Genomic DNA, 26754 nt, shown 5'->3' with positions numbered 1-26754 from the left:
CGATCCCGAGTATCCGGCCGCCCGCCTGCGCGACATGATCGCCGATGCCGCACCGTTGTTGGTGTTGAGCACGGGCGACACAGCTTCCGAACTGAGTACGTAGTTCGGGTATCTAAGGAAGGCGAGGCGCTCGCGCGCCAGACCGGGTTGCTCGATGTGCGCGGACGTCCCGTGCGGGGTCTGCCCGCGCAGGTCGTCGGCGGCAGCATCGGTGACGCCGAAGCCGCTTGGCGCGGAGCGTTTCTCGCGCACGGCTCGCTCACCGAGCCGGGCCGATCGTCGGCGCTGGAGGTGAGCTGCCCCGGACCGGAGGCCGCTCTCGCTCTGGTCGGCGCGGCACGGCGCATGGGCATCTCGGCCAAAGCGCGCGAGGTCCGCGGCACCGATCGGGTGGTGGTGCGCGATGGCGAGGCCATCGGGGCGCTGCTCACCCGCATGGGCGCCCAGGACACGCGGCTCACGTGGGAGGAACGGCGCATGCGCCGCGAAGTCCGCGCGACCGCGAACCGCCTGGCGAATTTCGATGACGCAAACCTGCGTCGCTCGGCCCGGGCCGCGGTAGCCGCCGCCGCCCGCGTGGAGCGCGCACTGGAGATATTGGCCGACGACGTGCCCGATCATTTGGCCGCCGCCGGCAAACTGCGGGTCCTGCATCGTCAGGCGTCGCTGGAGGAGCTCGGTCAGCTGGCCGATCCGCCGATGACCAAAGACGCTGTGGCGGGCCGTATTCGACGCCTGCTGTCCATGGCCGATCGCCGCGCCAAGGAACTCGGGGTGCCGGATACCGAATCCGCCGTCACCGCAGAGTTGTTGGAAGAGGCATGATCGTGTCCTGAAATCGGACATAATGACCTGATGGCGCCGCACCTCGACAAAGGTGCGGTGCCATCGGTGTTTCCACGCACCCCCGCATACCGCCCAGTACGGGCGGTGTCACCTGCTCACAGGCTGCCCCGCGGCCGTGAGAGGGGCCTGTCCGTTACGTTCGCGTGACGGTCTAGGGTGAGGGGTGCAACAGAATAAGTTCCGCGACACAACTGAGGAGCGATAACGTGACTGTCCGGGTAGGGATCAACGGCTTCGGCCGCATCGGACGTAACTTCTTCCGGGCCGTCGAGGCGCTGAAGGCCCTCGGCACCACCGACATCGAGATTGTCGCGGTCAACGACCTGACCGACATCCAGACCCTGGCGACACTGCTGAAGTACGACTCCATCCTGGGTCGGCTGCCGCAGGACGTCTCGGTCGACGGTGACTACATCGTGGTCGGGGAGCAGCGCATCAAGGCGCTCGCCATCAAGGAGGGCCCGTCCGCCCTGCCGTGGGCCGACCTGAATGTCGACGTGGTCGTCGAGTCCACCGGCATCTTCACCGATTCCGCCAAGGCGAAGGGCCACCTGGCCGCCGGCGCGAAGAAGGTCATCATCTCCGCCCCGGCCTCCGGCGAGGACATCACCATCGTGATGGGCGTGAACGACGACAAGTACGACGGCTCGCAGAACATCATCTCCAACGCCTCGTGCACCACCAACTGCCTGGGCCCGATCGCCAAGGTGCTCAACGACTCCTTCGGTATCGAGCACGGCCTCATGACCACCGTGCACGCGTACACCCAGGACCAGAACCTGCAGGACGCCCCGCACAAGGATCTGCGTCGCGCCCGCGCCGCCGCGCTGAACATCGTGCCCACCGGCACCGGCGCCGCCAAGGCCATCGGCCTGGTGCTGCCCGAGCTGCAGGGCAAGCTCAACGGCTACGCGCTGCGCGTGCCGGTTCCGACCGGTTCGCTCACCGACCTGACCGTGGTGCTGAAGAAGGCCGCGACCGTCGACGAGATCAACGCCGCCATGAAGGCCGCCGCCGACGGCCCGCTCAAGGGCATCCTGAAGTACAACACCGATCCGATCGTCTCCACCGACATCGTGACGGACCCGCACTCCTCGATCTACGACGCGCCGCTGACCCAGGTCATCGACAACCAGGTCAAGATCGCCTCCTGGTACGACAACGAGTGGGGCTACTCCAACCGCCTCGCCGACCTCATCGGCCTCGTCGGCAAGTCGCTCTGAGCCCGATGACGATCAAGACTCTCCAGGATCTGCTGACCGAGGGCGTCGAGGGCCGGGGCGTGCTCGTGCGCTCGGACCTCAACGTTCCCCTCGACAACGGTGTCATCACCGACCCGGGCCGCATCATCGCGTCCGCGCCGACCATCAAGGCGCTCGCGGAAGCCGGCGCCAAGGTCGTCGTGACGGCGCATCTGGGTCGCCCGAAGGGCGAGCCGGACCCGAAGCTCTCGCTCGCCCCGGTGGCGGCGCGCCTGGCCGAGGAGCTGGGCCGCAACGTCCAGCTCGCCGGCGACGTGGTGGGCCAGGACGCGCTCGCGCGGTCCGAGGGCCTCACCGACGGTGACGTGCTGCTGCTCGAGAACATCCGTTTCGATCCGCGCGAGACCAGCAAGGACGACGCGCAGCGGGCCAAGCTGGCCAACGCGCTGGTCGAGCTGGTCGGTGACGACGGCGCGTTCGTGTCCGACGGTTTCGGTGTCGTGCACCGCAAGCAGGCATCGGTCTACGACGTGGCCAAGGTGCTCCCGCACTACGCGGGCGGCCTCGTCGCGGCCGAGACCGAGGTGCTGAAGAAGCTGACCGAGAACGCGGAGCGCCCGTACGCGGTCGTGCTCGGCGGTTCGAAGGTCTCGGACAAGCTGGCGGTCATCGAGGCGCTCGCGCCCAAGGTCGACACGCTCGTCATCGGCGGCGGCATGTGCTTCACCTTCCTTGCGGCGCAGGGACTTCCGGTCGGCGGCTCACTGCTGCAGGAAGAGATGATCGACACCTGCAAGGGTCTGCTCGAGAAGTACGCCGATGTCATCCACCTGCCCCGGGACATCGTGGTCGCCGACAAGTTCGCGGCGGACGCGGAGTCGAAGGTGGTCTCGGCCAACGAGATTCCGGACGGCTGGATGGGCCTGGACATCGGTCCCGAGTCGACCGCGCGTTTCGGCGCGCTGCTGACCGAGGCCAAGACGGTGTTCTGGAACGGCCCGATGGGCGTGTTCGAGTTCGAGAAGTTCTCCGCGGGCACCCGCGGCGTCGCCGAGGCCATCGCGGTGGCCACCGGCAAGGGCGCGTTCACGGTGGTCGGCGGCGGCGATTCGGCCGCGGCCGTGCGCACCCTGGGCCTGCCGGACGACGGTTTCTCGCACATCTCCACCGGCGGCGGCGCGTCGCTGGAATACCTGGAGGGCAAGGAACTTCCCGGCATCTCCGTTCTGGAGGACTGACCCATGGCACGTAAGCCTCTGATCGCCGGCAACTGGAAGATGAACCTCAATCACCTCGAGGCCATCTCCCTGGTGCAGAAGATCGCGTTCGCCCTGCCGGAGAAGTACTTCGCGAAGGTCGACGTCACGGTGATCCCGCCGTTCGTCGATCTGCGCAGCGTGCAGACCCTGGTCGAGGGCGATCGCCTGCTGCTCACCTACGGCGCGCAGGACGTCTCCACCCACGACGAGGGCGCCTACACCGGCGAGATCAGCGGTTCCATGCTGGCCAAGCTGGGCTGCTCCTTCGTCGTGGTCGGCCACTCCGAGCGTCGCCAGTACCACCTGGAGGACGACGCCACGGTCCTGGCCAAGGCCAAGCAGGCGCTCAAGTACGGCATCACCCCGATCGTCTGCATCGGTGAGGGCCTGGGCGTCCGCGAGGCGCGCACGCACGTCGAGTACAACCTCGAGCAGCTGCGCGGCTCGCTCAAGGGCCTGACCGCCGAGGAGATCTCCCAGGTCGTCATCGCCTACGAGCCGGTCTGGGCCATCGGCACCGGTAAGGTCGCCACCCCGGCCGACGCGCAGGAAGTCTGCGGCGCCATCCGCAAGGAGCTCGCCGAACTGGCGAATCCCGAAGTGGCGGCGGGCGTTCGCGTCCTGTACGGCGGTTCGGTCAACGCCAAGAACGTCGGCGAGCTGGTCGGCCAGACCGACATCGACGGCGCCCTGGTGGGTGGCGCGTCCCTGAAGGGTGACGAGTTCGCCACCCTCTCGGCGATCGCCGCCGGCGGTCCGCTGCCGTAAAGGCCCGCCACACAAGGCAGTACCCGCAGCGCCGGACATCCACGGATGTCCGGCGCTGCGCCTTTCTCGGGGCACGTGATCGGTCGTCCTCGACCGAGCGATCTCCGCCTCCCGCCCGGCGCGTTCGAAGCATGGCCGAACCATGCCGGTGGCATCGGCGAACCGGTCGTCGAAAGCCGGAAATCTGGCCGTTGTCGTCAAAGGCCGGGGCATCGCGCTGTGGAATAGTCGAGGCCGGATTGTCCCGAAGGCGGAGGAGATACGCGCGTGCAGGTTTCCGGCAAGGTGGCCATCGTTACCGGTGCGGGGCGGGGGATCGGGGCGGCGCTGGTGCGGGCGCTGGCCGCCGGCGGGGCGCGGGTCGTCGCCGCCGACATCGACGAGTCCGCGGCGAAAGAGGTCACCGAGCGGGTGAACGCGGAGCACCCGGGGGCGGTGGCCGGGGCCGGGGCCGATGTCACCGACAGTGCGCGCATCGCGGAATTGATCGCGCTGGCCGAGCGCGAATTCGGGCCGGTGGACATGTATTTCGCCAACGCGGGGATCATCGGGGCGCTGGGGCTGGACGCGGACGACGCGGAGTGGGATCGGGCGCTGGGGGTCAACGTCCAGGCGCACGTGCGGGCCGCGCGGTTGCTGGTGCCGGGGTGGGTCGAGCGGGGCGAAGGGTATTTCATCAGCACCGCGTCGGCGGCCGGACTGCTCACGCAGATCGGGTCGGCGACCTACTCGGTGACCAAGCACGCGGCGGTCGGATTCGCGGAGTGGCTGCATATCACCTACGGGGACAAGGGTATTCGGGTCAGTTGCCTGTGCCCGATGGGGGTCAACACCGAGTTGTTGAACCAGGGGGATCCCGAGGCGGCGGCCGCGCATCCGGTCGCGCGGGCGGTCACGGCGGCGGGCGAGGTGCTCGAGCCGGACGCGGTCGCCGAGGTGACCCTCGCCGCCGTCGCCGAGGAACACTTCCTGATCCTGCCGCATCCGCAGGTGCTGGACATGTACCGCCAGAAGGGGTCGGACTACGACCGCTGGCTGCGCGGAATGCGCAGGTAACAGGCGAGTTTGGGGCTGGGCGGCTAGGACCGGGACCGTGCCGTCGCCGTGGCGAGCAGGCGATTGAAGGTCGGGCAGTCCAGATGCGAGGGATGCGGGCAGGCCGCGGCGTGCCGGAGCGCGTCGCGCATGGCGGTCAGGTCGCGGATCGAGCGGTCGAGTTCGTTGAACTGAGACGCTCGAAGCATCCGATATTTCCGACGCCGACGCAAGGGAGACGAGCCGATGAGTGACGAGCAGGGGCAGCACGAGCGGTGGAACGGACAGGCGGGCAGCGCCTGGGTGACCTCGCAGGCACTCCTCGACCGGGTGCTGAAACCGTTCGAAGAGATTCTCCTGGAAGGGGTTTCGGGGGAGCGGGTGCTCGATGTCGGCTGCGGCACCGGTGTCACGACGGTGGGGGCGACCCGGATTCCGGGCGTACGCACCTGCGTGGGCCTGGACATCTCCGATCAGATGGTCGCCGCCGCCCGCGAACGGGCGAGTGCCGCGGACAGCCCCGCGTCCTTCGTGGTCGCCGACGCGCAAACCTTCGGCTTCGAGCCCGAGACCTACGACATGGTGATGTCCCGCTTCGGCGTCATGTTCTTCCCGGACCCGGTCGCGGCCTTCGCGAATCTGCGCGCGGCGACCCGTCCCGGCGGCGAACTGCGCTGCATAGCCTGGCGTGACGCCGCGGAAAACCCGTTCATGACCACCGCCGAACGGGCCGCCGCGCCCCTGCTGCCCGGGCTGCCGGTCCGCATTCCCAACGCCCCCGGCCAATTCGGTTTCGCCGACGAGGATTTCGTGCGGAAGATCCTGGCCGCGAGTGGCTGGACCGACATCGACCTGCGGCCCATCGACACCGAATGTTCCTTCGCCGAAGCGGATCTGACCCGCTACGTCACGCAAATGGGTCACGTCGGCATCGCCCTGGCCGGGGCGGACGAGCAGACCCGGGATCGGGTGGTCCCCGTCGTCCGCGCCGCGTTCGAGCCGTTCGTTGTCGGCGACGAGGTCCGCTTCGCCGCCGCGTGCTGGCTGATCCGGGCCCGCGCTGCCGACTCCTGACCTGGTCGGAGGCGCTTCCCGGACCTTGATGGTATGTCCGTACCAATTACGTGATATGTTCGTACCATCAAAGTTGATGAAGGGGAGAGCGATGGCGGACAAGATCGGGCGGTTCGAGAACGACGAGGCGCGCGCGGCGCACGACCGCGCGTACGACGAGCTGGAGGCGCTCTGGCCGCTGCCCGCCGAGCGCTACGACATTCCGACCCGGTTCGGCTCGACCCACGTGCGCCGCTCGGGATCGGGCACGGGAGCGCCGATCGTGCTCCTGCATCCCTTCCCGGGCAACGGCCTGTACTGGCACCGCTTCATCGAGGCGTTCGCCCGCGATCGCACCGTCTACGCCCTGGATACCATCGGCGCGGCCGGCCGCACGATACAGACCGCGCCGGTGGGGGAGCGGAACTTCGCGGTGTGGTTCGACGAGGTCATGGCCGGTCTCGGTGTCGAGCGAGCGCACGTGGTGGGGTACTCGCAGGGCTCGTGGACCGGATCGATCATCGCCCTGCACGGTTCGCGGCGGCTGGCGAGCCTGTCGCTGATCGAACCCGGCGTCTTCACGAAGATGAAACTGCGGGTGCTGTTCAAGGTGATCCGGCTCAGCGCCCGCCCGACGGACGCGAATCTGCGGAAACTCAGCGAGTGGCTCACCCCGGGCAGCCGCATCGACGACAAGACCATGGCCTGCCTGAAAACCGCCATCGGCTACCGGTCCACGGTCGGATGGCCGCGGGTGTTCGACGATGCCGAGCTGCGGTCGATTTCCACGCCGACACTGGCGATCTTCGGTAGCGAATCGCTGGGATGCGACCCTCGGCGATCGGCCGAGCGGATCGCCGAGCATCTCCCGCACGGGGAGTCCGAGATCTACCCGGGCATGGGACATGCTGTGCTGGACCAGATTCCGGAGCGGGTGATTCCCCGCATCCTGTCCTTCATCGCCCAGCACGATCACCTGCCCGCCGAGCGCGCCTGACGGCGAACCGCCGGGGGAGCCGCTCGCCCGGAACCTCTGAGGGGTGAAGGTTCCGGGCGAGCGCTCGCGGTTCGACTAGGACGAGCCGGTGCTGCCGAAGGACCCGGACCCGCCCGATCCGGTGGTGGTCGTGGTCTTCAGCGTCCAGGTGCCGCAGCCCGCGGTGTAGAAGGCGACGTCGGTGGACTTGATCTCCACGGTGACCTTGCCGTTGATCGCGCCGCCGCTCTCGAGAATGGCGGTCACGTCCGGGGTGATGGCGTTCAGTCGCGCCCAGGCGCAGACGGTCGCGGCCGTGGTGGTGGTGTAGACGCCGGGCTGGATGTCGACCCCGACCAGGAAGGTCGCGTCGATGTCCATGATTCCGGTGGTGGCCGACGCGGGCGCCGCGGCCGCCATCAGGGCCGCGGCGGTCAGGGCTATTCCGTTGGCCAGCAAGGCATTGCGCATGGGTTCGGTTCCTTTCGGCGGAGCCGCGCCGAGCGGGTCCGGTCCGGCCGGGCGCCGGCGGGGAGGACCGGCACCCAACAAGTGAAAATTGAGTGTTTCGGAGGCTAATGGCTCCGGATACGCGATGCGGGGGTTTCACGCATCCTCGTGATCACCTGCGCGGAGCGTGCGGCCCGTGGTATTCGATCACCCTGCGCGCGTACCGAATCGAGCATCGAACGCGATCCGGTTCACGGACCTCTCCTTGCGATCCCACACTGCGAAGACCACCCGTTCGAAGCCCGCGCCGTGCCTGCGCAGGGCGAGATCGAACGCCTCGGCCACCTCGGCCGGGTCGTTGGCGAACACCCCGCAACCCCACGCGCCGAGGACGAGATCGCGCACCCCGTGCCGCGCGGCGATGGCGAGCACCCGATCGGCGCGTTCGATCAGCACCTCGCGCACCGGCACCGGTGCTCCCGCGCGCAGGGCCAGTTGGCCGGCGTTCGGGGCGGGCGAGGTCAGGAACGACACGGGGAAGGGCGCGGCCAGCAGTTCGTTGTGCCGATCCCGGATCACCGGGACGTCCGGCGAGAAGATCACGCGATGGCTGTAGCGCAGGTCGGTGGACGCCCGGTGTGCCGCATAGTAATCCGGCGCCTCGAGCAGCGTGCGGTACAGCAGCGCGCTGCGGCACACGTCTTCTTCCTGTGCCCGTGCGCCGCGCAGGTAGCCGCCACCGGGATTGCGGGCCGAGGCGAAATTCAGTACCGCGACGGCGGTTCCGCCGGAGTCGACCAGCCGGCGCGCCGCCTCGATGCTGCCCTCGCCGGTCACCTCGGGCGTCCCGCGGAAGGGGCCGCGGGCGGTGGTGTTCACCGCGTCGTCCGGGGTGTACGACACCGTGCCCGCGCGGGCGGCCGCCAGCGTTGCGGCGATCTCGACCTCGACCCCCGCCGGCGTCCGGTATCCGCCGCGATCCGCGATCTCCTCGTTCTGCGCGGCAAGGTATTTGGGACTGCTCATGCCCGAGACCGTACGGGCACCCGGCGCGCCCGTCACCCGAATTTTGGTCGCATCTACTAAATCTCCGTGGGTCGGCGGCGATTACGATGCCGCTATGACCCGCACCCAGCGTTTGCGCATCGTCCCGTCGCAGTTCGCGGTGGAGCACCTGCCGAATTCGACCTTCCCCGAAGACGACGAGTGGATCGCGCTGGTGCGAGCGCCCGAGGGGCTCACCGTGATTCGCGAGTGCCCGCCGTGGGTCGATGCCGAGCGCTGGAAGGGCTTCTACAGCGACGGCGGGCACGCGGTCGATACGCCGGGCATGCTGGCCTCACTCATCACCCCGCTGGCCGAATCGCAGATTCCGGTGTTCGTGGCCTCGACCTATCACGCCGATCTGGTGCTGGTGCCCGAACAGCGGCTCACCGAGGCCGCGGACGTGCTGCGCGCGGCGGGGCATCGCCTGCCCGACTGATCCGGCCGCCGCTTGCGTCGGCGAGCCCCGCTGCCTCGGCGAACGCCCTGCGCGGCGCGTGTGTCGCCGAGTTGCGCGGCGGGCGGGTCGGGTGCACGATATTACGGTCTACGTACGTAGGACGTACTCGAACGGGTATGTCCTACGCGCCTGGGCAAGTGCTCGAGTGCGTGCCGGCGCACCCCTACGATCAGGAACTACGCAACTGGCCAGTTGGCTGGCACACGGTGCGCGTCCGGTGCGCCGTGAGGTGAGGAGACATGAGAAGTGGGAGCGCGAGGCTTCGGTGAACTGGAAGCGGTCGTGATCGAACGGATCTGGGACCGCGCCGAGAAGACGACCGTGCGCGAGGTGTTCGACGGGCTCGCCGCCGAACGCGACATCGCCTACACCACGGTCATGTCCACCATGGACAATCTGCATCGCAAAGGCTGGCTCGAACGCGAGCGAGTCGGCAAGGCGTACCACTACTGGCCCACGCTGACCCGTGAGGAATACAGCGCGCGGCTCATGCGCGAGGCCCTCGGTAGCGGTGGTCGCTCGGAATTGGTGCTCGCGCATTTCGTCGAGCAGATGAGCGCGGAGGAATCGGAAGGGCTGCGCACCGCGCTGCGCAAACTGGCCCGCAAGCGCGACTGATCGCGTGCGTCCCGGCGCGCGGCCGGGAATGACGCCGAACGTCGGGCCGTACCCGCCGGTCGAAGGGACGTTGCGCCCGTACATCGGGCCGAACTCGCGCCCGTCGATCGGGCCGGCGTCGTGCCCGGACATCGCCGTTCGACGGCCCGCGCGCCGACGACGGCCGTGCCTGTCATCGCGCCTCCCGTCGGTACCGTCGCGCGTTCGAGTGTGATCGTGGACTCGCTCACACGGTTCGAACTAAGTACGTACGGAGATAGTAGATTGTTTCGGAGGGATGTCAATCAGGTTGCCCGCACGCACCTGATCCGACCGAAAAGACCGCTGGTCCAATCGTATTCGTGACGGGAAGGGAGAGCCGGTGGCTGCTGTGCCGCACATCCGGCGCGACCTGTTCGTTCTCGGAGCCCTCGTGGTCGCGATGCTGTTCGCGGCCGGGGCGGTCGCCGACTGCATGCTGCTGCGCCCGCACGGGCACACCCACGAACCGGTCGTCAGCGTGTCGGCCGCGCCGAGCGGGGCCGGGACGGTGGCGCCGGCCGCCGATCACTGCCCGTCGGCGCAGTGGCATTGCGACAAGGCCACCCTGCCCGGCGCCGTGGCCGCCGCGCCCTCGGCGACCGCGCCCGCGCAACCCGCGGCGGTGCTCGTCCTGCCGGTGCTGTTGCTCGCACTCCCCGGTGGGTCCCGCGGCCCGCCCCGGACCTCGTACGCCATCGTCAGCGGCCGAATGCTGTTGACGCGCCTGTGTATCGCCCGACGCTGATCGGTCAGCGCCAGGCCGGTGTGTGTTTCCCACCGGCCGGTGTTCGCTGCCCGCGCACGTCACGACCGTCCCCGCGGGGGCGGTTCCGATACCGAAAGCGACTCTCATGGACAAGCTTCTGCACGGCCCGTCCGCCCGATTCGGCGGCACGGCCGAGGACTTCGTGCTCGCCGCGCCCCACGCCGCCCGCGCGCCGCGCGCCCTGGTCGGCAACACCCCGCTGCTGTGGGTCGGGAAACCCTTCGCCTCGGCGGGACGGGGATTCTGGGCCAAACTCGAAGGCTGCAATCCGGGCGGGATGAAGGATCGCCCGGCCCTGCACATGGTGCGCCGCGCCGTGGCCCGCGGCGATCTGGCCCCGGGCGCACGCGTCGTCGAATCGAGCAGCGGCACACTGGGTTTGGGACTCGCGCTGGCCGGGCTGGTCTACCACCACCCGGTGACCGTGGTGACCGATCCCGGTCTGGAACCGATGGTGGCCCGCATGCTCACCGCCTACGGCGCGCAGGTCGACCTCGTGCGCAGCCCGCATCCCACCGGCGGCTGGCAGCAGGCCCGCCGCGACCGGGTCGCCGAACTGCTCGCCGCCGAACCCGGGGCCTGGTGCCCCGACCAGTACAGCAATCCCGACAACGTCGACGGCTACGAGTCCCTGGCGCTCGAGCTCCTCGAACAGCTCGGCGGCGTGGACGTCCTGGTGTGCGCGGTCGGCACCGGCGGGCATTCGGCCGGTGTGGCCCGTGTGCTGCGCCGCCACAACCCGGCGCTGCGCCTGATCGGCGTGGACACCGTCGCCTCCACGATCTTCGGCCAGGACGCGGGCCCCCGCCTCATGCGCGGTCTCGGCTCGAGCATCTACCCCCGCAACGTCGACTACGCCGCCTTCGCCGAAATCCATTGGGTGGCACCGTCCGAAGCGGTGTGGGCGTGCCGGACCCTGGCCGCCACCCACCACGCCAGCGGCGGCTGGAGCGTCGGCGCGGTGGCCCTGGTCGCGGGCTGGGCCGCCCGCACCCACGCCCCCGGCACCCGCGTCGCCGCCGTCTTCCCCGACGGCCCGCATCGCTACTTCGACACCGTCTACAACGACGCCTACTGCCACGAGCACGGCCTGCTCGACGCGCCGCCGCCCACCACCCCGGACCGGATCGCCCACCCCCGCGAACGCCAGGTGACGTCCTGGACCCGCTGCACGACGGTCGTCGACCCCGGCGCCGGTGCGGCCGATCGGGATTCACGCGGCGGCGTCCCGAGCACCCCTGTACCGCTCGCAGCGGCCGGCGACGCCGCCGGGGCGGTCGATGGGGCTGCGGTACCGAAGCGCCCCAGCCCGGGAGCCCGGGCGCGAGATGCGGTGGCGGACACCCACGCGATCCCGGGGGGTTCGAATGCCGCTGTTGTGCAAAGCAATACGGCGGACGTCGCGCGTCGTGCCCTCGGTGGCGCGAGCGGGTCGCGGTCCGAGCCCGAGCGCCGTGCGGACTCGAGCGCGCGCCGGGTGGGTGATCCGCGGTGAGCGTCCTGACCAAATTCCGGGGGTTCGACACCGCGGCGCAGCTGCTCATGGTCAACCAGTTCGGGATCAACCTGGGCTTCTACATGCTGATGCCGTACCTGGCCGGATACCTGGCCGGGCCATTGGGTTTGGCGGCCTGGGCCGTCGGCCTGGTGCTCGGGGTGCGGAACTTCTCGCAGCAGGGCATGTTCCTGGTCGGCGGCACGCTCGCCGACCGGCTCGGGTACAAGCCGCTCATCGTGGCCGGATGTCTGTTGCGCACCGGCGGATTCGTGCTGCTGGCCTTCGCGTCCTCGCTGCCGGCGCTGCTCATCGCTTCGGCGGCAACGGGATTCGCGGGGGCGCTGTTCAATCCCGCGGTGCGGGCCTACCTCGCGGCCGAGGCGGGGGAGCGGCGGGTCGAGGCGTTCGCGGTGTTCAACGTCTTCTATCAGGCCGGGATCCTGGCCGGCCCGCTCGTCGGGCTCGCGCTGCTGTCGGTGGACTTCCGGGTGGTGGCGACGTCGGCCGCCGCGGTCTTCGCGCTGCTGACGATCGCCCAGTTGTTCGCGCTGCCCGCCCGCCGGGGCGCCGAAGCGCCGGGTGCGTCGGTGCTGGCGGACTGGCGCACGGTGGTGGCCAATCGCCCGTTCGTACTGTTCTCCCTCGCCATGATCGGCTCGTACGTGCTGTCGTTCCAGGTGTACCTGGCACTGCCGCTGCAGGCCGAGTTCATCGCGGGCGCGAACGCGCAGACGGTCACCTCGGCGGTGTTCGTCATCTCCGGGGTGGTGGCCGTGGCCGGACAGCTCCGCATCACCGGCCTGCTGCGCTCGCGCTGGGGTTCGGGCCGTGCCCTGGTCGCCGGTATGACCGTGCTGGCTCTCTCGTTCCTGCCGCTGGCGATCGCGCCGACGGCGACGGTGTTCGGTGCGGCCGCCGCGATCACCGCGCTGCTGATCACCGCCGCGCTGCTGGCGGTCGGGACGGCGGCGGTCTTCCCGTTCGAGATGGACACCGTGGTGGCCCTGTCCGGCAATCGCCTGGTCGCCACCCACTACGGCTTCTACAACACCGTCGTGGGGGTGGGCATCCTGTTCGGAAACCTCGCCACCGGTGCGGTATTCGGCGCGGCCCGGGACGCGGGGGCGACGTGGGCGGTATGGATCGGCCTGGCGGTGATCGGGGCCCTCGCGGCCGTCGCGCTGCATCTGCTCGACCGGCGCACGCCCGCCGTACCGGTCGAGCAGGCCGATCCGATCACCGATCGCTTCCCGGTGGTCGCCGATCCCGACACGCTCCGGCTCCCGGTGTTCACCGGCGAACGGACCCGCTGACTCGAGCCGGCCCGGGGTGCGCGGTCCGCGCTGCCCGAGCCACCGCACCGGCAGCGCATCCGATACCGCTGCGGCGGTATCGGATCCGGCCGTGTCTCAGTTGATGGGGTCGCAGATGGTGAGCCCGACGATGGCCGTCAGCACCGCGGCCAGGGGTACGAGCGTCGCCGTGCCCGCCGCCGCGGCCAGGGCGAGTCGTTCCCGGAACCGGGTGGCCGCCGCGGCGGGCGCGGCCAGCCGTTCCACCCGGCTCGCCAGCCCGACCTCGGCGGCGCCGAGCGCGCCGGCCGGGCCGGTGGCGATGCCGGACAGGGTCAGCAGCGCCTGTAAGACCGTGCCCCGGCCGTGAATTCGCGCCGAGACGTCGTCGGCGATCATCTCGAGCAGGCGCGCCACCTCGTGCTCGCCCAGGACGAACAGCGAGATCCGTGGCATGGCCGTGGACAGCCCGCGGGTCAGCGCGAGGATCAGATGATGCCGCCCGGCCAGGTGCGCGCGCTCGTGGCTGAGCACCGCGTCCAGGTGCCGATCGTCCAGGGCGCTCAGGACGCCCCGGCTCACCACCACCGTATGTGGTTTGCCCGCAACGCAATACGCGGCGGGCTCGTCCACCGGCAGGACCACCGCGTCCAGTTCGGGATGATGGCGCCCGGCCAGCCGGGCCATGCGCGCGTGCTCGAAGGTCAGCCTGCGCGCCCGCAGCAGCGAGTTGCTCACCCGCGCGGCCAGCACCCCGGCCGCCAGGGTCGAGACCCCGGCCAGCCCCAGCAGGCCCGCCTGCACCGGTGTGCCGTACGCACCGAGCGCGGCGTCGTGCAGATGCACCATGCAGGTGTCGAGGAACCGCTGCGGGACCGTGGTGAGGCGGTGCGTGGCCAGATCCAGCACCAGCATGAAAAGGGCGACCACCCACGCCAGCACGGTCGACCCCAGCGCGGCCAGCCAGGCCGCCAGCGCCACGCGCGGGGTCGCGCCCCCATGTCCGGCCCGGCACAGCAGCCGCGGCGCGAGCACCGCGACGGCGAATCCGTAGAGCAGTAGACATGCCGCGACCGTCAATGCTTCCCCTGCCGTAGAGCCCGCCCCATTGCGTTCCTCCTCGAATCGGCCCGAGTGTACGTAGCGATCCTGAGCGGATCCTTACCGCGCGATGAGTTGCGATTCGCGCCCATTGTCCGGTAATACTATCTACGTACGTAGAACGTAGATAGCTTGTGTCGTCCCCTCAACGGCACAGGGGCGCCGACCGGACCGGCGTCGCCGACGAGCGGCCGGGGTGTAACCCTCCATCAGGCTCCGCCCGCTCGTCGCACACCCCTCCGGCGCCCGCTCAGCGCGCCGCGAGCAGCGCGTTCGCCGCCGCCTCGATCCGCTCCTCGTCCAGCAGCACCGTCCCGGCCGCGGGTCCGAGCGGGACGAAACTGTCCTCGCTGGTGACTCGCGCCACGCGCCCGTCGAAACCGGCGTCGACCAGCGCCGCGCACACCGCCTCGGAAACCCCGCCGCTGCGCCGGGTTTCGTCGGCGATGAGCACGCGCCCGGTGGCCCGGGCGCAGTCCAGCAGATCCTCGATCGGCAGCGGGGCGAGCCAGCGCAGGTCCAGCACCCGCGCGTGAATGCCGCGCTCGGCGAGCCTGCGCGCCACCCGCAGGCTCATCGGCACCCCGTTGGCGAAACTCACGATGGTGAGGTGGGTGCCGCTGCCGTGCACCCGCCCCTGCCCGATCTCGGCATGCCGGACGCCGGAAACCGGTGCGAGCCAGCCGTTGTCGCCGTCGCGGTACAGATCGCGGGTGTGATAGAGCGCGATCGGCTCGAGGAACACGCACACCCGCCCGTCCACCCGCGCCGCCGACACGCACGTGCGCAGCATGGCCGCCGCGTCGTCCCCGCGCGCGGGCGAGGCGATCACCACGCCCGGGATATCCCGCAGCGCGGCAAGGGAATTGTCGTTGTGGAAGTGCCCGCCGAATCCCTTCTGGTAGGCGTAGCCCGCGATCCGGACGACCAGCGGATTGCGATAGCTGCCCGCGGAGAAGAAGGACAGCGTCGCCGCCTCGCCCCGGACCTGATCCTCGGCGTTGTGCACGTAGGCCAGGTACTGGATCTCCGGAATCGGCACGAACCCCGCCAGGCCGGCGCCCAGCGCGGTGCCGAGCACACTCTGTTCGTCCAGCAGTGTGTCGAACACCCGGCGGACCCCGAAGCTCTGCTGCAGCCCCTTGGTGACCCCGTAGACCCCGCCCTTGCGGCCGACGTCCTCACCGAACACCAGCACGTCCGGATCACGCGCCAGCAGTTGCCCGAGCGTGTGATTGACCGCCTGCGCCAGGGTCAACTGCTCGCCGGTGTCGGCGCCCGGGCGATTTCCGGCGCGCTCGGGTTCTGGCCCGGTCCGCAATACATCGGTGCGCACCACCGTGGGACGGGACGGGGCCAGAGTCGCCATGACAGCGGCCGCGGTGGTGAGTTTGCTTTCGCCCCGGGCCTTTTCGGCGGCGGCGCCCACGCGGTCCCCGATATCGGTGTAGCGGCACAGGATTTCCCCGGCGGTGGCGACGCCCGCGCCGATCAGCAGCCGCGCGGTCGCGGTCACCGGATCACCGCGCAGATCGGTGGCGATATCGGCCGGGCGGCGATAGGCCGACTCGACATCGGAGCCCGCGTGCCCGAGCAGGCGCACGGTGCGCAGCCGCAGGAACGCGGGTTTGCGTTGCGCCCGAACCCAGTCCGCCGCCTCGCCGGCCACGGCCAGGGCCGCGGGCAGATCCGCGCCGTCGGCCTCGAAGTACCGCAGGCCGGGCCGCGAGCCGTAGGCGTGCTCGATCCACTGGCGCGGGGTGGGCACGCTGATGCCCAGTCCGTTGTCCTCGCACACGAACAACACCGGCATCGGTACGCCCTGGTGGGCGGTGTGCACGGCGGTGTTGATGGCCCCGGCGGCGGTGGAGTGATTGGCCGATGCGTCCCCGAAACTGCACACCACCACCGAATCCTCCGGCCACTCGCACGGGACCCCGAGCCGCGCGGCGTGTTCGATGGCGAAGGCCAGCCCGGCCGCGCGCGGGAGGTGCGAGGCGATCGTGGAGGTCTGCGGGATGACATTCGCGGCCTTGCTGCCGAAAACCTTGTGCCGCCCACCGGAAATCGGATCACCGATCGCCGCGGTGACCCCCAGCAGGACATCCCGGATGGGGTCCGGTCCGGGTACCTGGCGGGCGCGGTGCACGAAGAAGGCGGCCGAACGGTAGTGCAGCAGAGCCGGATCCGTGGCCCGCAGCGCGGCCGCGACCGCGACGTTGCCCTCGTGCCCGGAGGATCCGATGCTGTAGTACCCGTGCCCGTCGCGGGTGAGCTGCCGGGCGGCGAGGTCGAGGTGGCGCGCGGTGGCCTGGGCGTCGAACAGCTCCAGGTACTGCGCCCCGGTGCGCGGATCGCCCGGGGCGAACGGGTCCTGTTGCGGGCGTGCGACACCGGCTCTGGCCGCCGCTACTTCGGCTCGGAACCACGCATCGAGTTCGGCTTCCCGCTCGTTGATGTTCCCCACCTCCCGTATGTCCCAAATGTCACTTAAAGCCGGGCCTCAGAGTAAATGTGGAACGCCGATCCCCACGGGAACCGGGACCTGTCGGCTAGTCGGCGGGCCACCCACTCTGTTCCATCATGTCGGCGATGAGGGCCGCGATGTTCCACGCGTCGTCATCGCCCCGGTGATGGGTGCCGATCAGGGGCAGTCCGGCCGCGCCCAGAGCCTCGGCCATGCCGAACCGCCGCCGGGTGCGGCGGGAGGCGGAGAACGCCGCCTTCGCGTTGGTGTGCCTGCTGCCGAAGGGATATCGCACTCCCGTGGCCGCGCACTGGCGCTCGAACTGTTTGCGGTCGTAGTCGCCCCAGCTCGCCCACGCGCGGGAATCGGCGCGAAACTCGGTGCGCAGCAGCGCGCACGCCTCGGCGAAGGTGACGCCGGTGGCGACCTGTTCCGGGGTCAGGGTGGTCAGCCGGGTGCAGAACTCGCTGACGGTGGAGCGTTCGGGCCGCACCAGGATGCTGTGCTTGGCCACCCGCTCCCGGGTGCGCGTGTCCAGGACGCAGAGGCCGATCTCGATGATCTCGTTCGGCATGCCGGGCGGATTCTGTCCTTCCCAGCAGGTGGCCTCCACGTCGACCACGTTCAGAAGATGCGTGTCCATAGCGGCGGACGGTACCCGCCGATTCCCGCCCGGCGACAGCGGTTTTCGGTCGCCGGGCGGGCGCGGGACTACTCCGCGCGGAACTTCAGCCCGGTCCCGTTCGCGGTGTTGCGCAGCGTCAGGGTGTCGGAATCGATGGTGGCGGTGGTCTTTCCGTTCAGCGCCTCGAGGACCTGCTGCTCGACCTCCATGATCGCCGCGTCGCACATCATCTTGGTGGTGCCGATGCCCTCGAAGCTCACCTCGTCGCCCGCGACCGCGGCCTTGCCGACCATGCGGTTGCAGCCCGCGCTGCCCGAGACCGCGCCGTCCGGGGCGATGGTCAGGGTGGGACGAGCCTCGTCCAGGGCGACCGAGCGCACCTCGGCCTCGGGGCGCAGCAGCGCGGTGACGACCCAGGTCGTCCCGGCGAGCGGCCGGTCGGGCTGGGCGACCTTGCGGTCCAGCAGCTTCACCGTCAGGCCGTTGCCGGTGAGGGTGAGATCCGGGCCGTCGAGCGTCCAGTCCGGGCCCGAACGCAGCAGCCCGTCCATCCACTCGTCCGCCCCGGCGGTGTCGCCGGGGCAGCCCATGAGGGTGGAGGCCATCTCGCCCACCGTCAGCGTGTGGCCGTCGATGGTCACCGGGCCGGAGGCGGTGTTGCAGCCCGCGGTCGCGGTGACCCGGTTGTCGGCGAAGGTCAGGGTCAGCGGGCCGCCGCCGGGAATGGGCGTGCCCGTGACCTCGGTGGAGACGTAGGCCTTGCCCATGGGTGTTTCGGCGGGCGGTGTGTCGTCCTCGGCGGCGGACGAACACCCGGCGAGCGCGGCCACGGACGCGGCGAGCAGCACGCCACACCATCTGTGAGTTGCTGACATGTAGCCGATCGTACGGTGATCAGACCGGCATACCGAGTGCCGACGCGAGGGTCTGCCCGATGACGTCGACGAAGGCCGCGATGGCGCCCGGATCGGCGAACGAGGTCAGCACGTCCCGATTACCGCACCCGGCGGGCAGTTCCACGCCGTTGAGTCGCTGGTCCAGCCACAGCACCGCGCTCGCGGTGCCCGACACGGCGGCGATGCCGTGCTCGCTGAGCAGATCCCGGGTGTAGGCGACACGGGCCTCGGGGTCCCGGCAGTAGGTGTCGTAGAGATTGTTGACCGCGTTGATCGGCATCGCCTCGTCCAGCGGCGCCTGATAGATGTAGACGGGCGTGCGCGGGGTGCCGCGATGGCCCAGGCTCAGCTCGTCCAGCACCGGCTGCATTTCCGGCGCGCGCATCGGGTCGCCGGGGTAGTCGAACAGACCCTTGATGTTCACGAACGGGAAGCCCGCGAATTGCAGTGCCACGCACTGGTTCTCGTGCACCAGTCGCAGGCCCTTGCCGAACGGGTTCATGTACCGGTCGATGAACTGGTTCACCTGCGGGTATTCGCGCGCCACCCCGAGCAGTCCGCCGAGCACCGCGCCGCCGAAGGTCGAGGTGCCGTTGTTGTAGTCGATGGCCATGCGGATGTCGGCCATGAGACCGCCGGTCGCCGAGCCGACGAGGTTCAGCTCCGGCGCGTACTCGGGCTGGAGTTCGGCGGCGTGCGCGGTGGGGATCGCGCCGCCGGAGTAGCCCCACAGCGCGACCCGGGTGTCCGCGCCCGGCAGACCGGCGGGCTCGAAGTTCTCCGCGGCGCGGATGCCGTCCAGGGTGATGCGGCCGCCCAGCGGCCCGACCGCGTAGGCGGCGTTCGGGCCCTGGTGATCGGGGACCACGACCGCGTGCCCGCGCTGCAGCATGGCCTGCACCTCGATGAACTCCGCGCCGATCACCGGATTCAGGGGATTGGGCAGCGAGCCCATCTGCAGGCTGTAGGAGGGCGCGCAGTTCTGCGACAGCGAATCCTCGGCCATCTGGAACGAGAGCAGCGCGCGCTGTTCGGTCGGGGAGGGGCGATGCGGGACGATCACCGTCGAGACCGCCGCGATCGGCTCGCCCCGGGTGTTCGTGCTGCGGAACGAGAGTTGCCAGGCGTTGACGTTGAGCGGAATGAGCCAGAAATTGGCGAGATTCACCCGCCGGGCCGCCAGGATCTCCCCGGGTTGCGCCGCCGCGACCCGCGCCGGGTCCGGGGAGTAGAAGCCCGGATCCAGGTACGGCGGTGCGGGCGGAATCGGGAACGGCAGGGCAGGCTCCACCGAAACCGGTTGTGCCCCGGCGGTATCGGTCACCACCGGGCACAGGGCCAGCGTCACCCCCGCGGCCACGGCCAGGGCGGTCCCCATGCGTCTACCCGCTGTCATCTCGAACTCCTCCACCCCGCGCACCGCGGCGACCCTGCACTGCCTAAAATAGGAAGTGAGTATTTTCTAAGTAAGTGTCCCAGACGATAGGGGTCCGCCCGGAATGTGTCAACGGTCACCCGGGGCCGCCGCTTCGCCCGGCGGGACCGGCACGGCAGGATGTGCGGCGTGAGTGAAGTTTCGCGTCCGCGCCGCACCCAGCACGAGCGCCGAACGGCCACGGTGAGCAAACTGGTCGACGCCACCATCGCGGCCATCGGCGAGGTCGGCTACCAGCGAGCGACCGTGCAGGAGATCTGCGGGCGCGCCGGACTCTCCGCCGGGGCCATGTTCCGGCAGTTCGACACTCGCCTCGACCTGATCGTGAAGACCGCCGAGGAAGCCTTCGGGCGCCAGCTCGACGGCTTCCGCGCCGTCATGGCGCACCTCGACGCGCAGGACAACGCGCTGGCCGCGGCGCTGCGCTTCCTGCGCCAGGCCCAGGGTTCGCATCTGAGTCACGCGCTGCGCGAGATCTACCTGGCGGCCCGCTCGGACACCGAACTGCGCGACCGCATCGCGCCCATCGCGGAGCGGTACTACGCCGATATCGTGGCCGCGCTCAACGAGAGTCATGTGCTGGACGCGTTCCCCGAGGAGCTGCGCGAATCGCTGTTCTTCGCGATGCTGCATCTGTTCTCGGGCGAGGCCGTCGTGCGGTGCGTCTACCCGCGGCCCGACCTGGATGTGTCGGTGCTGGCGTTGGTCGAGGACATGCTAGCGGTGTACGCGGCGCGGGGGGTTGCGCAGGAGCCGTGATGCCGGCACGGCCGCCCGGCGCGCGATGAATGCGCACTCGGTGCGTGTTTTCGCCCATTCCAGCGGGCTCGCGGCTCGTCCTGGTCGGTTGACGGTCGCGGTACCGATCCGGGTGGTGTTCGCGGATCCGGCTGCCGGCCGCCCGGTCCGGCTCGTCGGCGACACGCCGGGGATGTGGGCGCGGCCCGGTCGACTCGCGGCCCATTGCGATCAGCCTGATTTGCGAGGTTAGGCCGGGTCTATCGGCAGTGTGCCGCCGGCGCGGGCCTAGGCTTACCCCGGTGACTGCGCTAGCGACGGCTTCCCCTCCCTCCGCCTGGGCGCCTCTGGCGTCGAAGGTGTACCGGGCACTGTGGATCGCGCAGCTGGTGTCCAACCTCGGCACCTGGATGCAGACCGTCGGCGCGCAGTGGCTGCTGGTCGACGAGCCGAACGCGGCGATGCTGGTGTCGCTGGTGCAGACCGCGACGACGCTGCCGGTGGTGCTGCTGGTCATTCCGGCCGGGGTGCTCGCGGACCTGGTGGATCGGCGGCGGCTGCTGATCGGGGCGCAGTCGGCGATGGCGGTGACCGCGCTGACACTGGCCGCGTGCACCGGATTGGGGTTGACCACCCCGGGGGTGCTGCTGGGCCTGCTGTTCCTGCTCGGCTGCGGGCAGGCGCTGACCATGCCGACCTGGCAGTCGATTCAGCCGGAACTGGTACCGCGCGAACAGATTCCGGCCGCGGCCGCGCTGAACGGGTTGAGCGTCAACGGCGCTCGCGCGGTGGGTCCGGCCATCGCGGGCGTGCTGATCTCGCTGGCCGGGCCGACCTTCGTGTTCGGCTTCAACGCGGTGTCCTTCATCGGCATCGTGGTGGTGCTGGTGTTGTGGCGGCGACCGGAGCGGGCGGCGACGCTGCCGAGCGAGCGGCCGCTGGCGGCGCTGCGGGCGGGCATGCGGTTCGTGCGGTCGGGACCGGCGATTCGGCGAGTGCTGTTGCGCGCCATCCTGTTCATCGTCCCGGCCAGCGCGATCTGGGCGCTGTTGCCGGTGGTCGCGCACAATCGGCTCGGGCTCGAGTCCTCGGGGTACGGGCTGCTGCTCGGGGCGCTGGGGGTGGGCGCGGTGTCGGGCGGGCTCGGGTTCGCCGCGCTGCGCAGCCGATTGAGCGCGACTCGCATGGTCACCCTGGCGGCGGTGCTGTTCGGGGCGGCGACGCTGGTGGTCACGCTGGCCGATCGGGTGCCGCTGGTGCTGCCCGCGCTGGTGGTGGCGGGCGTGGGCTGGCCGCTGGCGCTGTCGACGCTGAATTCGACCATGCTGCTGATGCTTCCGGCGTGGGTGCGGGCGCGCGGGATGGCGGTGTACTCGCTGACCTTCATGGGCGGGCAGGCGCTGGGATCGCTGCTGTGGGGTGCGGTGGCCAACGCGCTGGGCGTGGTCACCGCGCTCGGGATCGCGACGGGTTTGCTGGCGGTGTGCGCGCTGAGCACGCTGTGGTGGCCGATCAGCCAGGACGCCACCGGGTTCGATCTGACGCCGAAGGTGATCTGGCCCGAACCGGTCCTGGACACCGAACCCGATCCCGCCGACGGCCCGGTGCTGGTGATGCGCAGCTATACCGTGCCCGAGGAGGTGGTTCCCGAGTTCGTGGCCGCCATGACCCGGGTCGGCCGCTCCCGCCAGCGGACCGGCGCGCGCGAGTGGCGCCTGTATCGCGATGTGGGGGAGTCGGATCGGTACGTGGAGGCGTTCGTGGTCCGCTCCTGGGCCGAGCACATGCACCAGCACCAGCTCCGCCTGACGGTGCAGGATCAGCGCAACGAGCAGGTGGTGGCGCAGTACACGGTCGGCGAGGACAAGATCACCCACCTGATCGCGGTCGGGCCGCCCGTGTGAGTCCCGTCGATCACCCCACCGGCGCTCAGAAGGTCCATTCCCAGCCCGGCCACGCCGCGGGGGCGAAAAGCAGTGTGCCCGTCGGGGTTTGCGCGTCGAAGGTCAACTTGAACTGGTACTTCGACGCCGGGGCGAGGTCGACGGGCCAGTCCGCGGCGGTGCAGCGGTAGACCGCATCCGAGGCCGGGCGCGGGTGGGTGACGCCCGCGGCGTCGATCAACTGCCAGTCGTTGCCCGGATGGAAGAAGCCGGGACCGCCGATCTTCGCCTGGTCGAATTCGCCCGAGGTGCGCGCGTCGATCGAGACGACGACGAACTGCCCGTTCTCCGGCGGCACCGCCCCGGCCTCGGTGCACGGCGCCCCGACCTCGATGCCGGTCACCGTCCACGCGAGGACGGGCTCGGCGCCGGGTTTGCCGATGCCGGCCTCCTGGCCGACGGTCTTGACGGCGGCGCCGCGCGGCGAGGTCGGGCCGGCGAACGTCACGGCCGGGCTGTCCGTCGAGCTCGTGGGTACGGGACCGGGGTCGTCGGGTGTGCCGCACCCCGCGAGCAAGGCCGCCCCGGCGGCGACGGCACTGACGATCCTGCGAGACATCGGTCCTCCTTGGTGACTGGCGGACAACGTACTCGGTGCCGATCTTGCCGGGGCGGAAATCCGGAAAGCCCGGCACGCACGTGAGTCACCCCACATGGCTCCGCAGCCGGCTCCGACCCGGCTCAGTCGAGCAGCGGCCGCAGCAACCACAGCTGCGCCAGCAACGCCGCCAGCGGCCAGATGAACAGCGGCACCCGCCGGGCCCCCGGGTGCCCGCGCACCTCGAGCGCGTCACTGACGTAGTCCACGACCGCGGTCGTCACCAGCGCGAGCAGGGGAATCCAGAAGCCACACCAGGCGAGCGGATCCAGCCACCCGATGCCACGGAGTTCCGCCGCGCCACACTCCTCGGCTGCGTCCCCGCACGCCGCCCCCACCTCCCCGAGAAAATAGGTGGTGAGAAACCACAGCGCACAACACAGCCCGACCCCCAGCACCCCGATCCCGAGCACCCACGACACCACGATGTCCGCGACAGGCCGCCGCTCGAATTCCTCCCCCTGCCCCTCGAACCGCCACGGTTCGGGCGGCATACCCGGCCGCTGACCGTACATGGCCCCCCGATCCGAACGCGACTGCCGCTCATCGTAGCCATTCGCCCCCGCCCCGTTCATCGCATTCACCCGAGAGCGCCTGCCGAACAGGAGGTTTCGCCGCCTCCGCCCGCCGCTGCTCAGTGGCATTCCCAGTAGGTTCGGACCCGGGTGAAGTCTCGGGCCGGCAGGTCCGCGACGGGAATGAAGCAGTAGAGCTTGCCGAAGTCGCCCCAGCCCATCCGCAGGGCGTGGTCGGTGCCGAACTGGGCGATCAGGACCTGACCCGCGGGTGAGCCGCCGGGTGAAAAGCGCTGGGCCACCGGGGTTCCGGGTAGCAGGCCGCCGTCGTTGTCGCCCTGGATCTCGTTCGCCCAGCCGCCGAGCTGATGACGCCATCTGGGGCCCGCGTCGACGAACGACTCGAAGCGTTCGTACAGCTCCTCGTCGTCGTAGTGGTCGTCGTCGACGAGATTGCCGGTGAGGAACTCCGTCGTAGGGATCGTGGGAACCCGCACGCAGGACATGTCGGTGCGAACGAAGACGCGGTCGTGTGCTGCCAGATCGGCCGGCAGCGCCCGTTCGCGCAGTGTCGTGCCCTCGGGGAAGTAGTGGAAGGCACCCTCCCAGCCATCGGTGTCGCCGAAGACCACCAACCGGCCCGCGGTCGGCAGATTCAGGTCCAGCGACGGCACCTTCGCCAGGTCGATGGTCGCGACGTGCTCGTAGTGGCCGTGACTCGCGCCGGGCCAGTCCATCTCGTCGGGAAGTTCGGGCAGTCCGCCGAAGTACCCGATGACCTCGTCATCGACGCTCGCGTGCCGCAGGTGCATCGCCTCGCGAACCGATAGGCCTACGTCGGCATGAAATTCCGCGGGAAGATGGGTTCGCATCAGGACGCCAGGATCATTCTCGATCATGGATCGGCATCCTGCCAGGGCGGTACGACCACGTATGCCACGTCCGATCCGAAGCCCGCTGTGGCACAGCCGATTCCCTCAGGACCAGGCCCGCTACAAACACCACACCTGCGCCGTCGCGGCCAGTAGCGGCCAGGCGAACGGCGGCACCCGGCTGGCGGTCGCGCGCTCACTCGTGGCGAGTGCTCGGGCGGTGCGGGCGACGGCGACGCCTGCGGCGTCGGCCGCCCTCGTAGCGCTGCCCGCTGGCAGCGCGCGGGTCGGCGCGGGAGTAACGATCCCGATACGATCCGCTGCCCTGCACCGGCTTCCGGCCGAGCGCGGCACCGGGTCGTGCGAGTGCTCCCAGCTGCGCGGACGCGCCGCGCGCGGGTTGTGCGCGTCGGGCGATCTCGTGTTCCCCCGGCGCGAAATCGGTTGCTGTTTCCGCGACGCGGCGGGTCAATGGGGTGTGCCCGGTTGTACTACACGAGCTTTCGCGGATACGCGCGAACGCGACCGGGCTCGTATCGGGGGAGAGGGGCAGTCATGAGGATTTCACGGGGGAAGGCGTTCGGGCAGAGCGCTGTGCTCGCGCTCGGGGCGGCGGTGCTCGCCACGGCGGTATTGGCCGGCTGCTCGTCCGACGCCGACGTCGCATCGGAGAACATCTCGAAGAAGTCCGACAACTTCGAGATCAACCGGCGCATCGTCTTCTACAACGGCATCACCGACAAGTACATGCTGTTGATCGAGGGTTTCTGCTCGATCGACCCGGGGGACCGCAAGATCACGGTGACCTGCAAGGTCGGGCCGGACGACTACAAGAAGCACTATCTCGGGCTCAGCGACAACGTGACCTACGTGGTCGAGCAGCTCGAATCGGCCAACGTCTCGTCCGACCACTACATCGTCAACTTCAAGCCGGAGGCCATCGTGCCGAACGTGGAGAAGCGGTAGGCCCGCGGCCCGGGTTCGGCCCGACCCCGCCCCGCATCGCGTTGCGGGGCAGGAGGTTTGGCTCGCGTCAGTGGAACAGGGCGTCGATCACGTCGACCGAGCCCGCACCGCCGCTGCCGCCGCCCACCGAGCCGGCGTTGGCGATCTGGCGGGTGCCGAAGACTATCTGCTGGCCGGCGCCGGGCCCACTCTGGATGCCCAGCACGCTGATGGCGTTCTGACCGACCGGTGAGGTGACCCAGTTGCCCGAGACCACGCTGACCGAGCCGTCGGACCAGACGATGGTCCCGTTCGCCGGGTTGCCGCCCGCGCCGGTGCCGGAGTTGCTGCCGGTGACGATGTTGTACGGGTAGCGGATGTTGAGCATGCCGCCGTTGACCCCGGGCAGCTGCGGGCTACCGCAGTCGGTGAGGCCGCCGGTGACGTTGGTGTCCATGCCGACGCTCCCGCCGCCGGGAACGTTGGTCGTGGTGAGCTGGCCGCCGTAACATCCGCCGACCACCCAATCGGCGCTCGCGGTGCCCGTCAGCCCCGTCAGGACGGGAATGGCGAGGGTCGCGCCGACCAGAATCGAAGCAGAACGCTGGAATCGCATTTCGGTACCTTTCGCCGTGACGCGCCGTGGCGTCTCGAATCCAGTACGAATGACGAAATCTATGGTAGGCCCGTATTTCAGTAGATGGGCCCAGAAATTCGACCAACCGAAAAATGCCCGTTTCACCTGCGGAACCGCGTTGCCGCACTGTCGCTGGAATGCGTTCGCGAGGTGCTCGCGGCCACTGCTGGAACTCGAACACGCGTGCGAGTGGCGTGTGCTGGGGGATGACCGGCCCGATGTGAACCCGCAGCCCGGCCCGAGAGCGTGGGGTGGCCGGCGGGCGCGGCTGAACACGCCCCGCCCGGACCAGGGGGTATGTGATCACGTCGTTGACGGCGGGATAGGATGCCCAGCATGCGCATGTTCCTGGATATCCTCCTGATCATCACCAGCGTCCTGCTGGTGTTGCTGGTGCTGTTGCATCGCGCCAAGGGTGGAGGTCTTTCCAGCCTGTTCGGTGGCGGTGTGCAGTCGAGCCTGTCGGGTTCCACCGTTGTCGAGAAGAACCTCGACCGGATCACGGTGTTCGTCGGTGTCATCTGGTTGATCTCGATCCTCGGCATCGGCCTGGAAATCAAGTTCTCCTGACCTCATAGCTTTGGGTAGGTAGCCCGGGTGTCGCAGTCGCGACACCCGGGCTACTTGTGTTGGGCGAGTACCTGCGGGACGGCGTTCGCACTGCGGCGTTGCGGAAAATGCCCGGGCGCGAAGG

General features: G+C 69.8%; 26 protein-coding genes and 2 pseudogenes. 16 read left to right on the top strand and 12 right to left on the bottom strand.

Annotated features, from left to right (window positions below; genetic code table 11):
* From whiA to ACWDOP_RS37040, 5 genes and pseudogenes are all read left to right on the top strand, one after another.
* A pseudogene (whiA, locus tag ACWDOP_RS37060) lies at nucleotides 1-825 on the top strand (DNA-binding protein WhiA); the annotation flags it as partial.
* A gap of 227 nt (nucleotides 826-1052) precedes the next feature.
* Nucleotides 1053-2069 carry a type I glyceraldehyde-3-phosphate dehydrogenase gene (gene gap, locus ACWDOP_RS37055; RefSeq protein WP_454202983.1) on the top strand — a complete coding sequence of 339 codons (1017 nt, stop codon included), beginning with the start codon at nucleotides 1053-1055 and terminating at the stop codon, nucleotides 2067-2069.
* Between the two features lie 5 nt (nucleotides 2070-2074).
* Nucleotides 2075-3286 (top strand): phosphoglycerate kinase, encoded by a 1212-nt coding sequence (locus ACWDOP_RS37050; RefSeq protein ID WP_454202984.1) that lies wholly within the window; start codon nucleotides 2075-2077, stop codon nucleotides 3284-3286.
* A gap of 3 nt (nucleotides 3287-3289) precedes the next feature.
* On the top strand, nucleotides 3290-4075 hold the full coding sequence (tpiA, locus tag ACWDOP_RS37045; protein WP_454202985.1) for a triose-phosphate isomerase: 786 nt from the start codon (nucleotides 3290-3292) through the stop codon (nucleotides 4073-4075).
* A gap of 267 nt (nucleotides 4076-4342) precedes the next feature.
* Nucleotides 4343-5131, top strand: coding sequence for an SDR family oxidoreductase (locus tag ACWDOP_RS37040; RefSeq protein ID WP_456348800.1), 789 nt, complete (start codon nucleotides 4343-4345; stop codon nucleotides 5129-5131).
* A 23-nt stretch (nucleotides 5132-5154) separates the two neighbouring features.
* Here the strand turns inward: ACWDOP_RS37040 and ACWDOP_RS37035 are convergent, their stop codons facing one another.
* Nucleotides 5155-5319, bottom strand: a complete 165-nt coding sequence (locus ACWDOP_RS37035; protein ID WP_456348799.1) for a hypothetical protein — start codon at nucleotides 5317-5319, stop codon at nucleotides 5155-5157.
* A 37-nt stretch (nucleotides 5320-5356) separates the two neighbouring features.
* Here ACWDOP_RS37035 and ACWDOP_RS37030 point away from each other — a divergent pair, with 37 nt between their 5' ends.
* The gene (locus tag ACWDOP_RS37030) at nucleotides 5357-6184 is read left to right on the top strand and encodes a class I SAM-dependent methyltransferase (RefSeq protein ID WP_456348798.1); all 828 of its coding nucleotides are present in this window, start codon (nucleotides 5357-5359) and stop codon (nucleotides 6182-6184) included.
* A 76-nt stretch (nucleotides 6185-6260) separates the two neighbouring features.
* Nucleotides 6261-7160 carry an alpha/beta fold hydrolase gene (locus ACWDOP_RS37025; RefSeq protein WP_456348797.1) on the top strand — a complete coding sequence of 300 codons (900 nt, stop codon included), beginning with the start codon at nucleotides 6261-6263 and terminating at the stop codon, nucleotides 7158-7160.
* Between the two features lie 75 nt (nucleotides 7161-7235).
* On the opposite strand, the gene ACWDOP_RS37020 is transcribed toward ACWDOP_RS37025, so the two are convergent.
* Entirely contained in the window at nucleotides 7236-7610 is a 375-nt protein-coding gene (locus ACWDOP_RS37020) for a hypothetical protein (protein WP_456348796.1), read from the bottom strand.
* Nucleotides 7611-7796: 186 nt separating this feature from the next.
* Nucleotides 7797-8615 (bottom strand): TIGR02452 family protein, encoded by an 819-nt coding sequence (locus tag ACWDOP_RS37015; RefSeq protein ID WP_456348795.1) that lies wholly within the window; start codon nucleotides 8613-8615, stop codon nucleotides 7797-7799.
* Nucleotides 8616-8709: 94 nt separating this feature from the next.
* On the opposite strand from ACWDOP_RS37015, the gene ACWDOP_RS37010 reads away from it, so the two are divergent.
* The 5 genes and pseudogenes from ACWDOP_RS37010 (at nucleotide 8710) to ACWDOP_RS36990 (ending at nucleotide 13309) form a co-directional block, all read left to right on the top strand.
* Nucleotides 8710-9072 (top strand): ACT domain-containing protein, encoded by a 363-nt coding sequence (locus ACWDOP_RS37010; RefSeq protein ID WP_456348794.1) that lies wholly within the window; start codon nucleotides 8710-8712, stop codon nucleotides 9070-9072.
* A 267-nt stretch (nucleotides 9073-9339) separates the two neighbouring features.
* Nucleotides 9340-9711, top strand: a complete 372-nt coding sequence (locus ACWDOP_RS37005) for a BlaI/MecI/CopY family transcriptional regulator (protein WP_354986408.1) — start codon at nucleotides 9340-9342, stop codon at nucleotides 9709-9711.
* 361 nt (nucleotides 9712-10072) lie between these two features.
* Complete coding sequence (lpqS, locus tag ACWDOP_RS37000) at nucleotides 10073-10477, top strand: putative copper homeostasis (lipo)protein LpqS (protein WP_456348793.1); 405 nt, start codon at nucleotides 10073-10075, stop codon at nucleotides 10475-10477.
* A 106-nt stretch (nucleotides 10478-10583) separates the two neighbouring features.
* Nucleotides 10584-11687: pseudogene (locus ACWDOP_RS36995) on the top strand (PLP-dependent cysteine synthase family protein); the annotation flags it as partial.
* A 302-nt stretch (nucleotides 11688-11989) separates the two neighbouring features.
* Nucleotides 11990-13309 (top strand): MFS transporter, encoded by a 1320-nt coding sequence (locus tag ACWDOP_RS36990; RefSeq protein ID WP_456348792.1) that lies wholly within the window; start codon nucleotides 11990-11992, stop codon nucleotides 13307-13309.
* Nucleotides 13310-13405: 96 nt separating this feature from the next.
* On the opposite strand, the gene ACWDOP_RS36985 is transcribed toward ACWDOP_RS36990, so the two are convergent.
* The 5 genes from ACWDOP_RS36985 to ACWDOP_RS36965 form a co-directional block, all read right to left on the bottom strand.
* Complete coding sequence (locus tag ACWDOP_RS36985) at nucleotides 13406-14368, bottom strand: M56 family metallopeptidase (RefSeq protein ID WP_456348791.1); 963 nt, start codon at nucleotides 14366-14368, stop codon at nucleotides 13406-13408.
* A 271-nt stretch (nucleotides 14369-14639) separates the two neighbouring features.
* Nucleotides 14640-16856, bottom strand: coding sequence for a thiamine pyrophosphate-dependent enzyme (locus tag ACWDOP_RS36980; protein ID WP_456348790.1), 2217 nt, complete (start codon nucleotides 16854-16856; stop codon nucleotides 14640-14642).
* 85 nt (nucleotides 16857-16941) lie between these two features.
* Nucleotides 16942-17499 carry an exonuclease domain-containing protein gene (locus ACWDOP_RS36975; protein WP_456348789.1) on the bottom strand — a complete coding sequence of 186 codons (558 nt, stop codon included), beginning with the start codon at nucleotides 17497-17499 and terminating at the stop codon, nucleotides 16942-16944.
* 68 nt (nucleotides 17500-17567) lie between these two features.
* Nucleotides 17568-18356, bottom strand: a complete 789-nt coding sequence (locus ACWDOP_RS36970; RefSeq protein ID WP_456348788.1) for an META domain-containing protein — start codon at nucleotides 18354-18356, stop codon at nucleotides 17568-17570.
* 19 nt (nucleotides 18357-18375) lie between these two features.
* Nucleotides 18376-19773, bottom strand: a complete 1398-nt coding sequence (locus ACWDOP_RS36965; RefSeq protein WP_456348787.1) for a lipase family protein — start codon at nucleotides 19771-19773, stop codon at nucleotides 18376-18378.
* Between the two features lie 159 nt (nucleotides 19774-19932).
* Between ACWDOP_RS36965 and ACWDOP_RS36960 the strand changes: the two genes are divergently transcribed.
* Both ACWDOP_RS36960 and ACWDOP_RS36955 read left to right on the top strand, forming a co-directional pair.
* On the top strand, nucleotides 19933-20571 hold the full coding sequence (locus ACWDOP_RS36960; protein WP_456348801.1) for a TetR/AcrR family transcriptional regulator: 639 nt from the start codon (nucleotides 19933-19935) through the stop codon (nucleotides 20569-20571).
* Nucleotides 20572-20852: 281 nt separating this feature from the next.
* Nucleotides 20853-22454 carry an MFS transporter gene (locus ACWDOP_RS36955; protein ID WP_456348786.1) on the top strand — a complete coding sequence of 534 codons (1602 nt, stop codon included), beginning with the start codon at nucleotides 20853-20855 and terminating at the stop codon, nucleotides 22452-22454.
* Nucleotides 22455-22479: 25 nt separating this feature from the next.
* Here the strand turns inward: ACWDOP_RS36955 and ACWDOP_RS36950 are convergent, their stop codons facing one another.
* The 3 genes from ACWDOP_RS36950 to ACWDOP_RS36940 form a co-directional block, all read right to left on the bottom strand.
* A complete protein-coding gene (locus ACWDOP_RS36950; protein ID WP_456348785.1) occupies nucleotides 22480-23052 on the bottom strand; it encodes a hypothetical protein in 573 nt (190 codons plus the stop codon).
* 122 nt (nucleotides 23053-23174) lie between these two features.
* Complete coding sequence (locus ACWDOP_RS36945; RefSeq protein WP_456348784.1) at nucleotides 23175-23606, bottom strand: hypothetical protein; 432 nt, start codon at nucleotides 23604-23606, stop codon at nucleotides 23175-23177.
* A gap of 119 nt (nucleotides 23607-23725) precedes the next feature.
* The gene (locus tag ACWDOP_RS36940) at nucleotides 23726-24418 is read right to left on the bottom strand and encodes a DUF1963 domain-containing protein (protein ID WP_456348783.1); all 693 of its coding nucleotides are present in this window, start codon (nucleotides 24416-24418) and stop codon (nucleotides 23726-23728) included.
* A 615-nt stretch (nucleotides 24419-25033) separates the two neighbouring features.
* Between ACWDOP_RS36940 and ACWDOP_RS36935 the strand changes: the two genes are divergently transcribed.
* On the top strand, nucleotides 25034-25444 hold the full coding sequence (locus ACWDOP_RS36935; protein WP_454203004.1) for a beta-sandwich lipoprotein: 411 nt from the start codon (nucleotides 25034-25036) through the stop codon (nucleotides 25442-25444).
* Nucleotides 25445-25511: 67 nt separating this feature from the next.
* Here the strand turns inward: ACWDOP_RS36935 and ACWDOP_RS36930 are convergent, their stop codons facing one another.
* Nucleotides 25512-26039 carry a hypothetical protein gene (locus tag ACWDOP_RS36930; protein ID WP_456348782.1) on the bottom strand — a complete coding sequence of 176 codons (528 nt, stop codon included), beginning with the start codon at nucleotides 26037-26039 and terminating at the stop codon, nucleotides 25512-25514.
* Nucleotides 26040-26396: 357 nt separating this feature from the next.
* Between ACWDOP_RS36930 and secG the strand changes: the two genes are divergently transcribed.
* Complete coding sequence (gene secG, locus ACWDOP_RS36925) at nucleotides 26397-26630, top strand: preprotein translocase subunit SecG (RefSeq protein WP_354986422.1); 234 nt, start codon at nucleotides 26397-26399, stop codon at nucleotides 26628-26630.
* Nucleotides 26631-26754 lie beyond the last annotated feature (124 nt).

The organism is Nocardia sp. NPDC003693, from assembly GCF_053981095.1.
This window is presented reverse-complemented; position numbering and strand designations above follow the sequence as displayed.

Excerpts from the sequence above, each read along its gene's own strand:
- ACWDOP_RS36965 (WP_456348787.1), bottom strand. The coding sequence starts at position 19,773 with ATGACAGCGGGTAGACGCATGGGGACCGCCCTGGCCGTGGCCGCGGGG.
- ACWDOP_RS36940 (WP_456348783.1), bottom strand. The coding sequence starts at position 24,418 with ATGCACCTGCGGCACGCGAGCGTCGATGACGAGGTCATCGGGTACTTC.
- ACWDOP_RS36960 (WP_456348801.1), top strand. The coding sequence starts at position 19,933 with ATGTGCGGCGTGAGTGAAGTTTCGCGTCCGCGCCGCACCCAGCACGAG.
- ACWDOP_RS37050 (WP_454202984.1), top strand. The coding sequence starts at position 2,075 with ATGACGATCAAGACTCTCCAGGATCTGCTGACCGAGGGCGTCGAGGGC.
- ACWDOP_RS36975 (WP_456348789.1), bottom strand. The coding sequence starts at position 17,499 with ATGGACACGCATCTTCTGAACGTGGTCGACGTGGAGGCCACCTGCTGG.
- ACWDOP_RS36945 (WP_456348784.1), bottom strand. The coding sequence starts at position 23,606 with ATGTACGGTCAGCGGCCGGGTATGCCGCCCGAACCGTGGCGGTTCGAG.
- ACWDOP_RS36935 (WP_454203004.1), top strand. The coding sequence starts at position 25,034 with ATGAGGATTTCACGGGGGAAGGCGTTCGGGCAGAGCGCTGTGCTCGCG.
- ACWDOP_RS36930 (WP_456348782.1), bottom strand. The coding sequence starts at position 26,039 with ATGCGATTCCAGCGTTCTGCTTCGATTCTGGTCGGCGCGACCCTCGCC.
- ACWDOP_RS37035 (WP_456348799.1), bottom strand. The coding sequence starts at position 5,319 with ATGCTTCGAGCGTCTCAGTTCAACGAACTCGACCGCTCGATCCGCGAC.
- ACWDOP_RS37025 (WP_456348797.1), top strand. The coding sequence starts at position 6,261 with ATGAAGGGGAGAGCGATGGCGGACAAGATCGGGCGGTTCGAGAACGAC.
- ACWDOP_RS36950 (WP_456348785.1), bottom strand. The coding sequence starts at position 23,052 with ATGTCTCGCAGGATCGTCAGTGCCGTCGCCGCCGGGGCGGCCTTGCTC.
- ACWDOP_RS37030 (WP_456348798.1), top strand. The coding sequence starts at position 5,357 with ATGAGTGACGAGCAGGGGCAGCACGAGCGGTGGAACGGACAGGCGGGC.
- ACWDOP_RS37015 (WP_456348795.1), bottom strand. The coding sequence starts at position 8,615 with ATGAGCAGTCCCAAATACCTTGCCGCGCAGAACGAGGAGATCGCGGAT.
- ACWDOP_RS37020 (WP_456348796.1), bottom strand. The coding sequence starts at position 7,610 with ATGCGCAATGCCTTGCTGGCCAACGGAATAGCCCTGACCGCCGCGGCC.
- ACWDOP_RS37010 (WP_456348794.1), top strand. The coding sequence starts at position 8,710 with ATGACCCGCACCCAGCGTTTGCGCATCGTCCCGTCGCAGTTCGCGGTG.
- ACWDOP_RS36970 (WP_456348788.1), bottom strand. The coding sequence starts at position 18,356 with ATGTCAGCAACTCACAGATGGTGTGGCGTGCTGCTCGCCGCGTCCGTG.
- tpiA (WP_454202985.1), top strand. The coding sequence starts at position 3,290 with ATGGCACGTAAGCCTCTGATCGCCGGCAACTGGAAGATGAACCTCAAT.
- secG (WP_354986422.1), top strand. The coding sequence starts at position 26,397 with ATGCGCATGTTCCTGGATATCCTCCTGATCATCACCAGCGTCCTGCTG.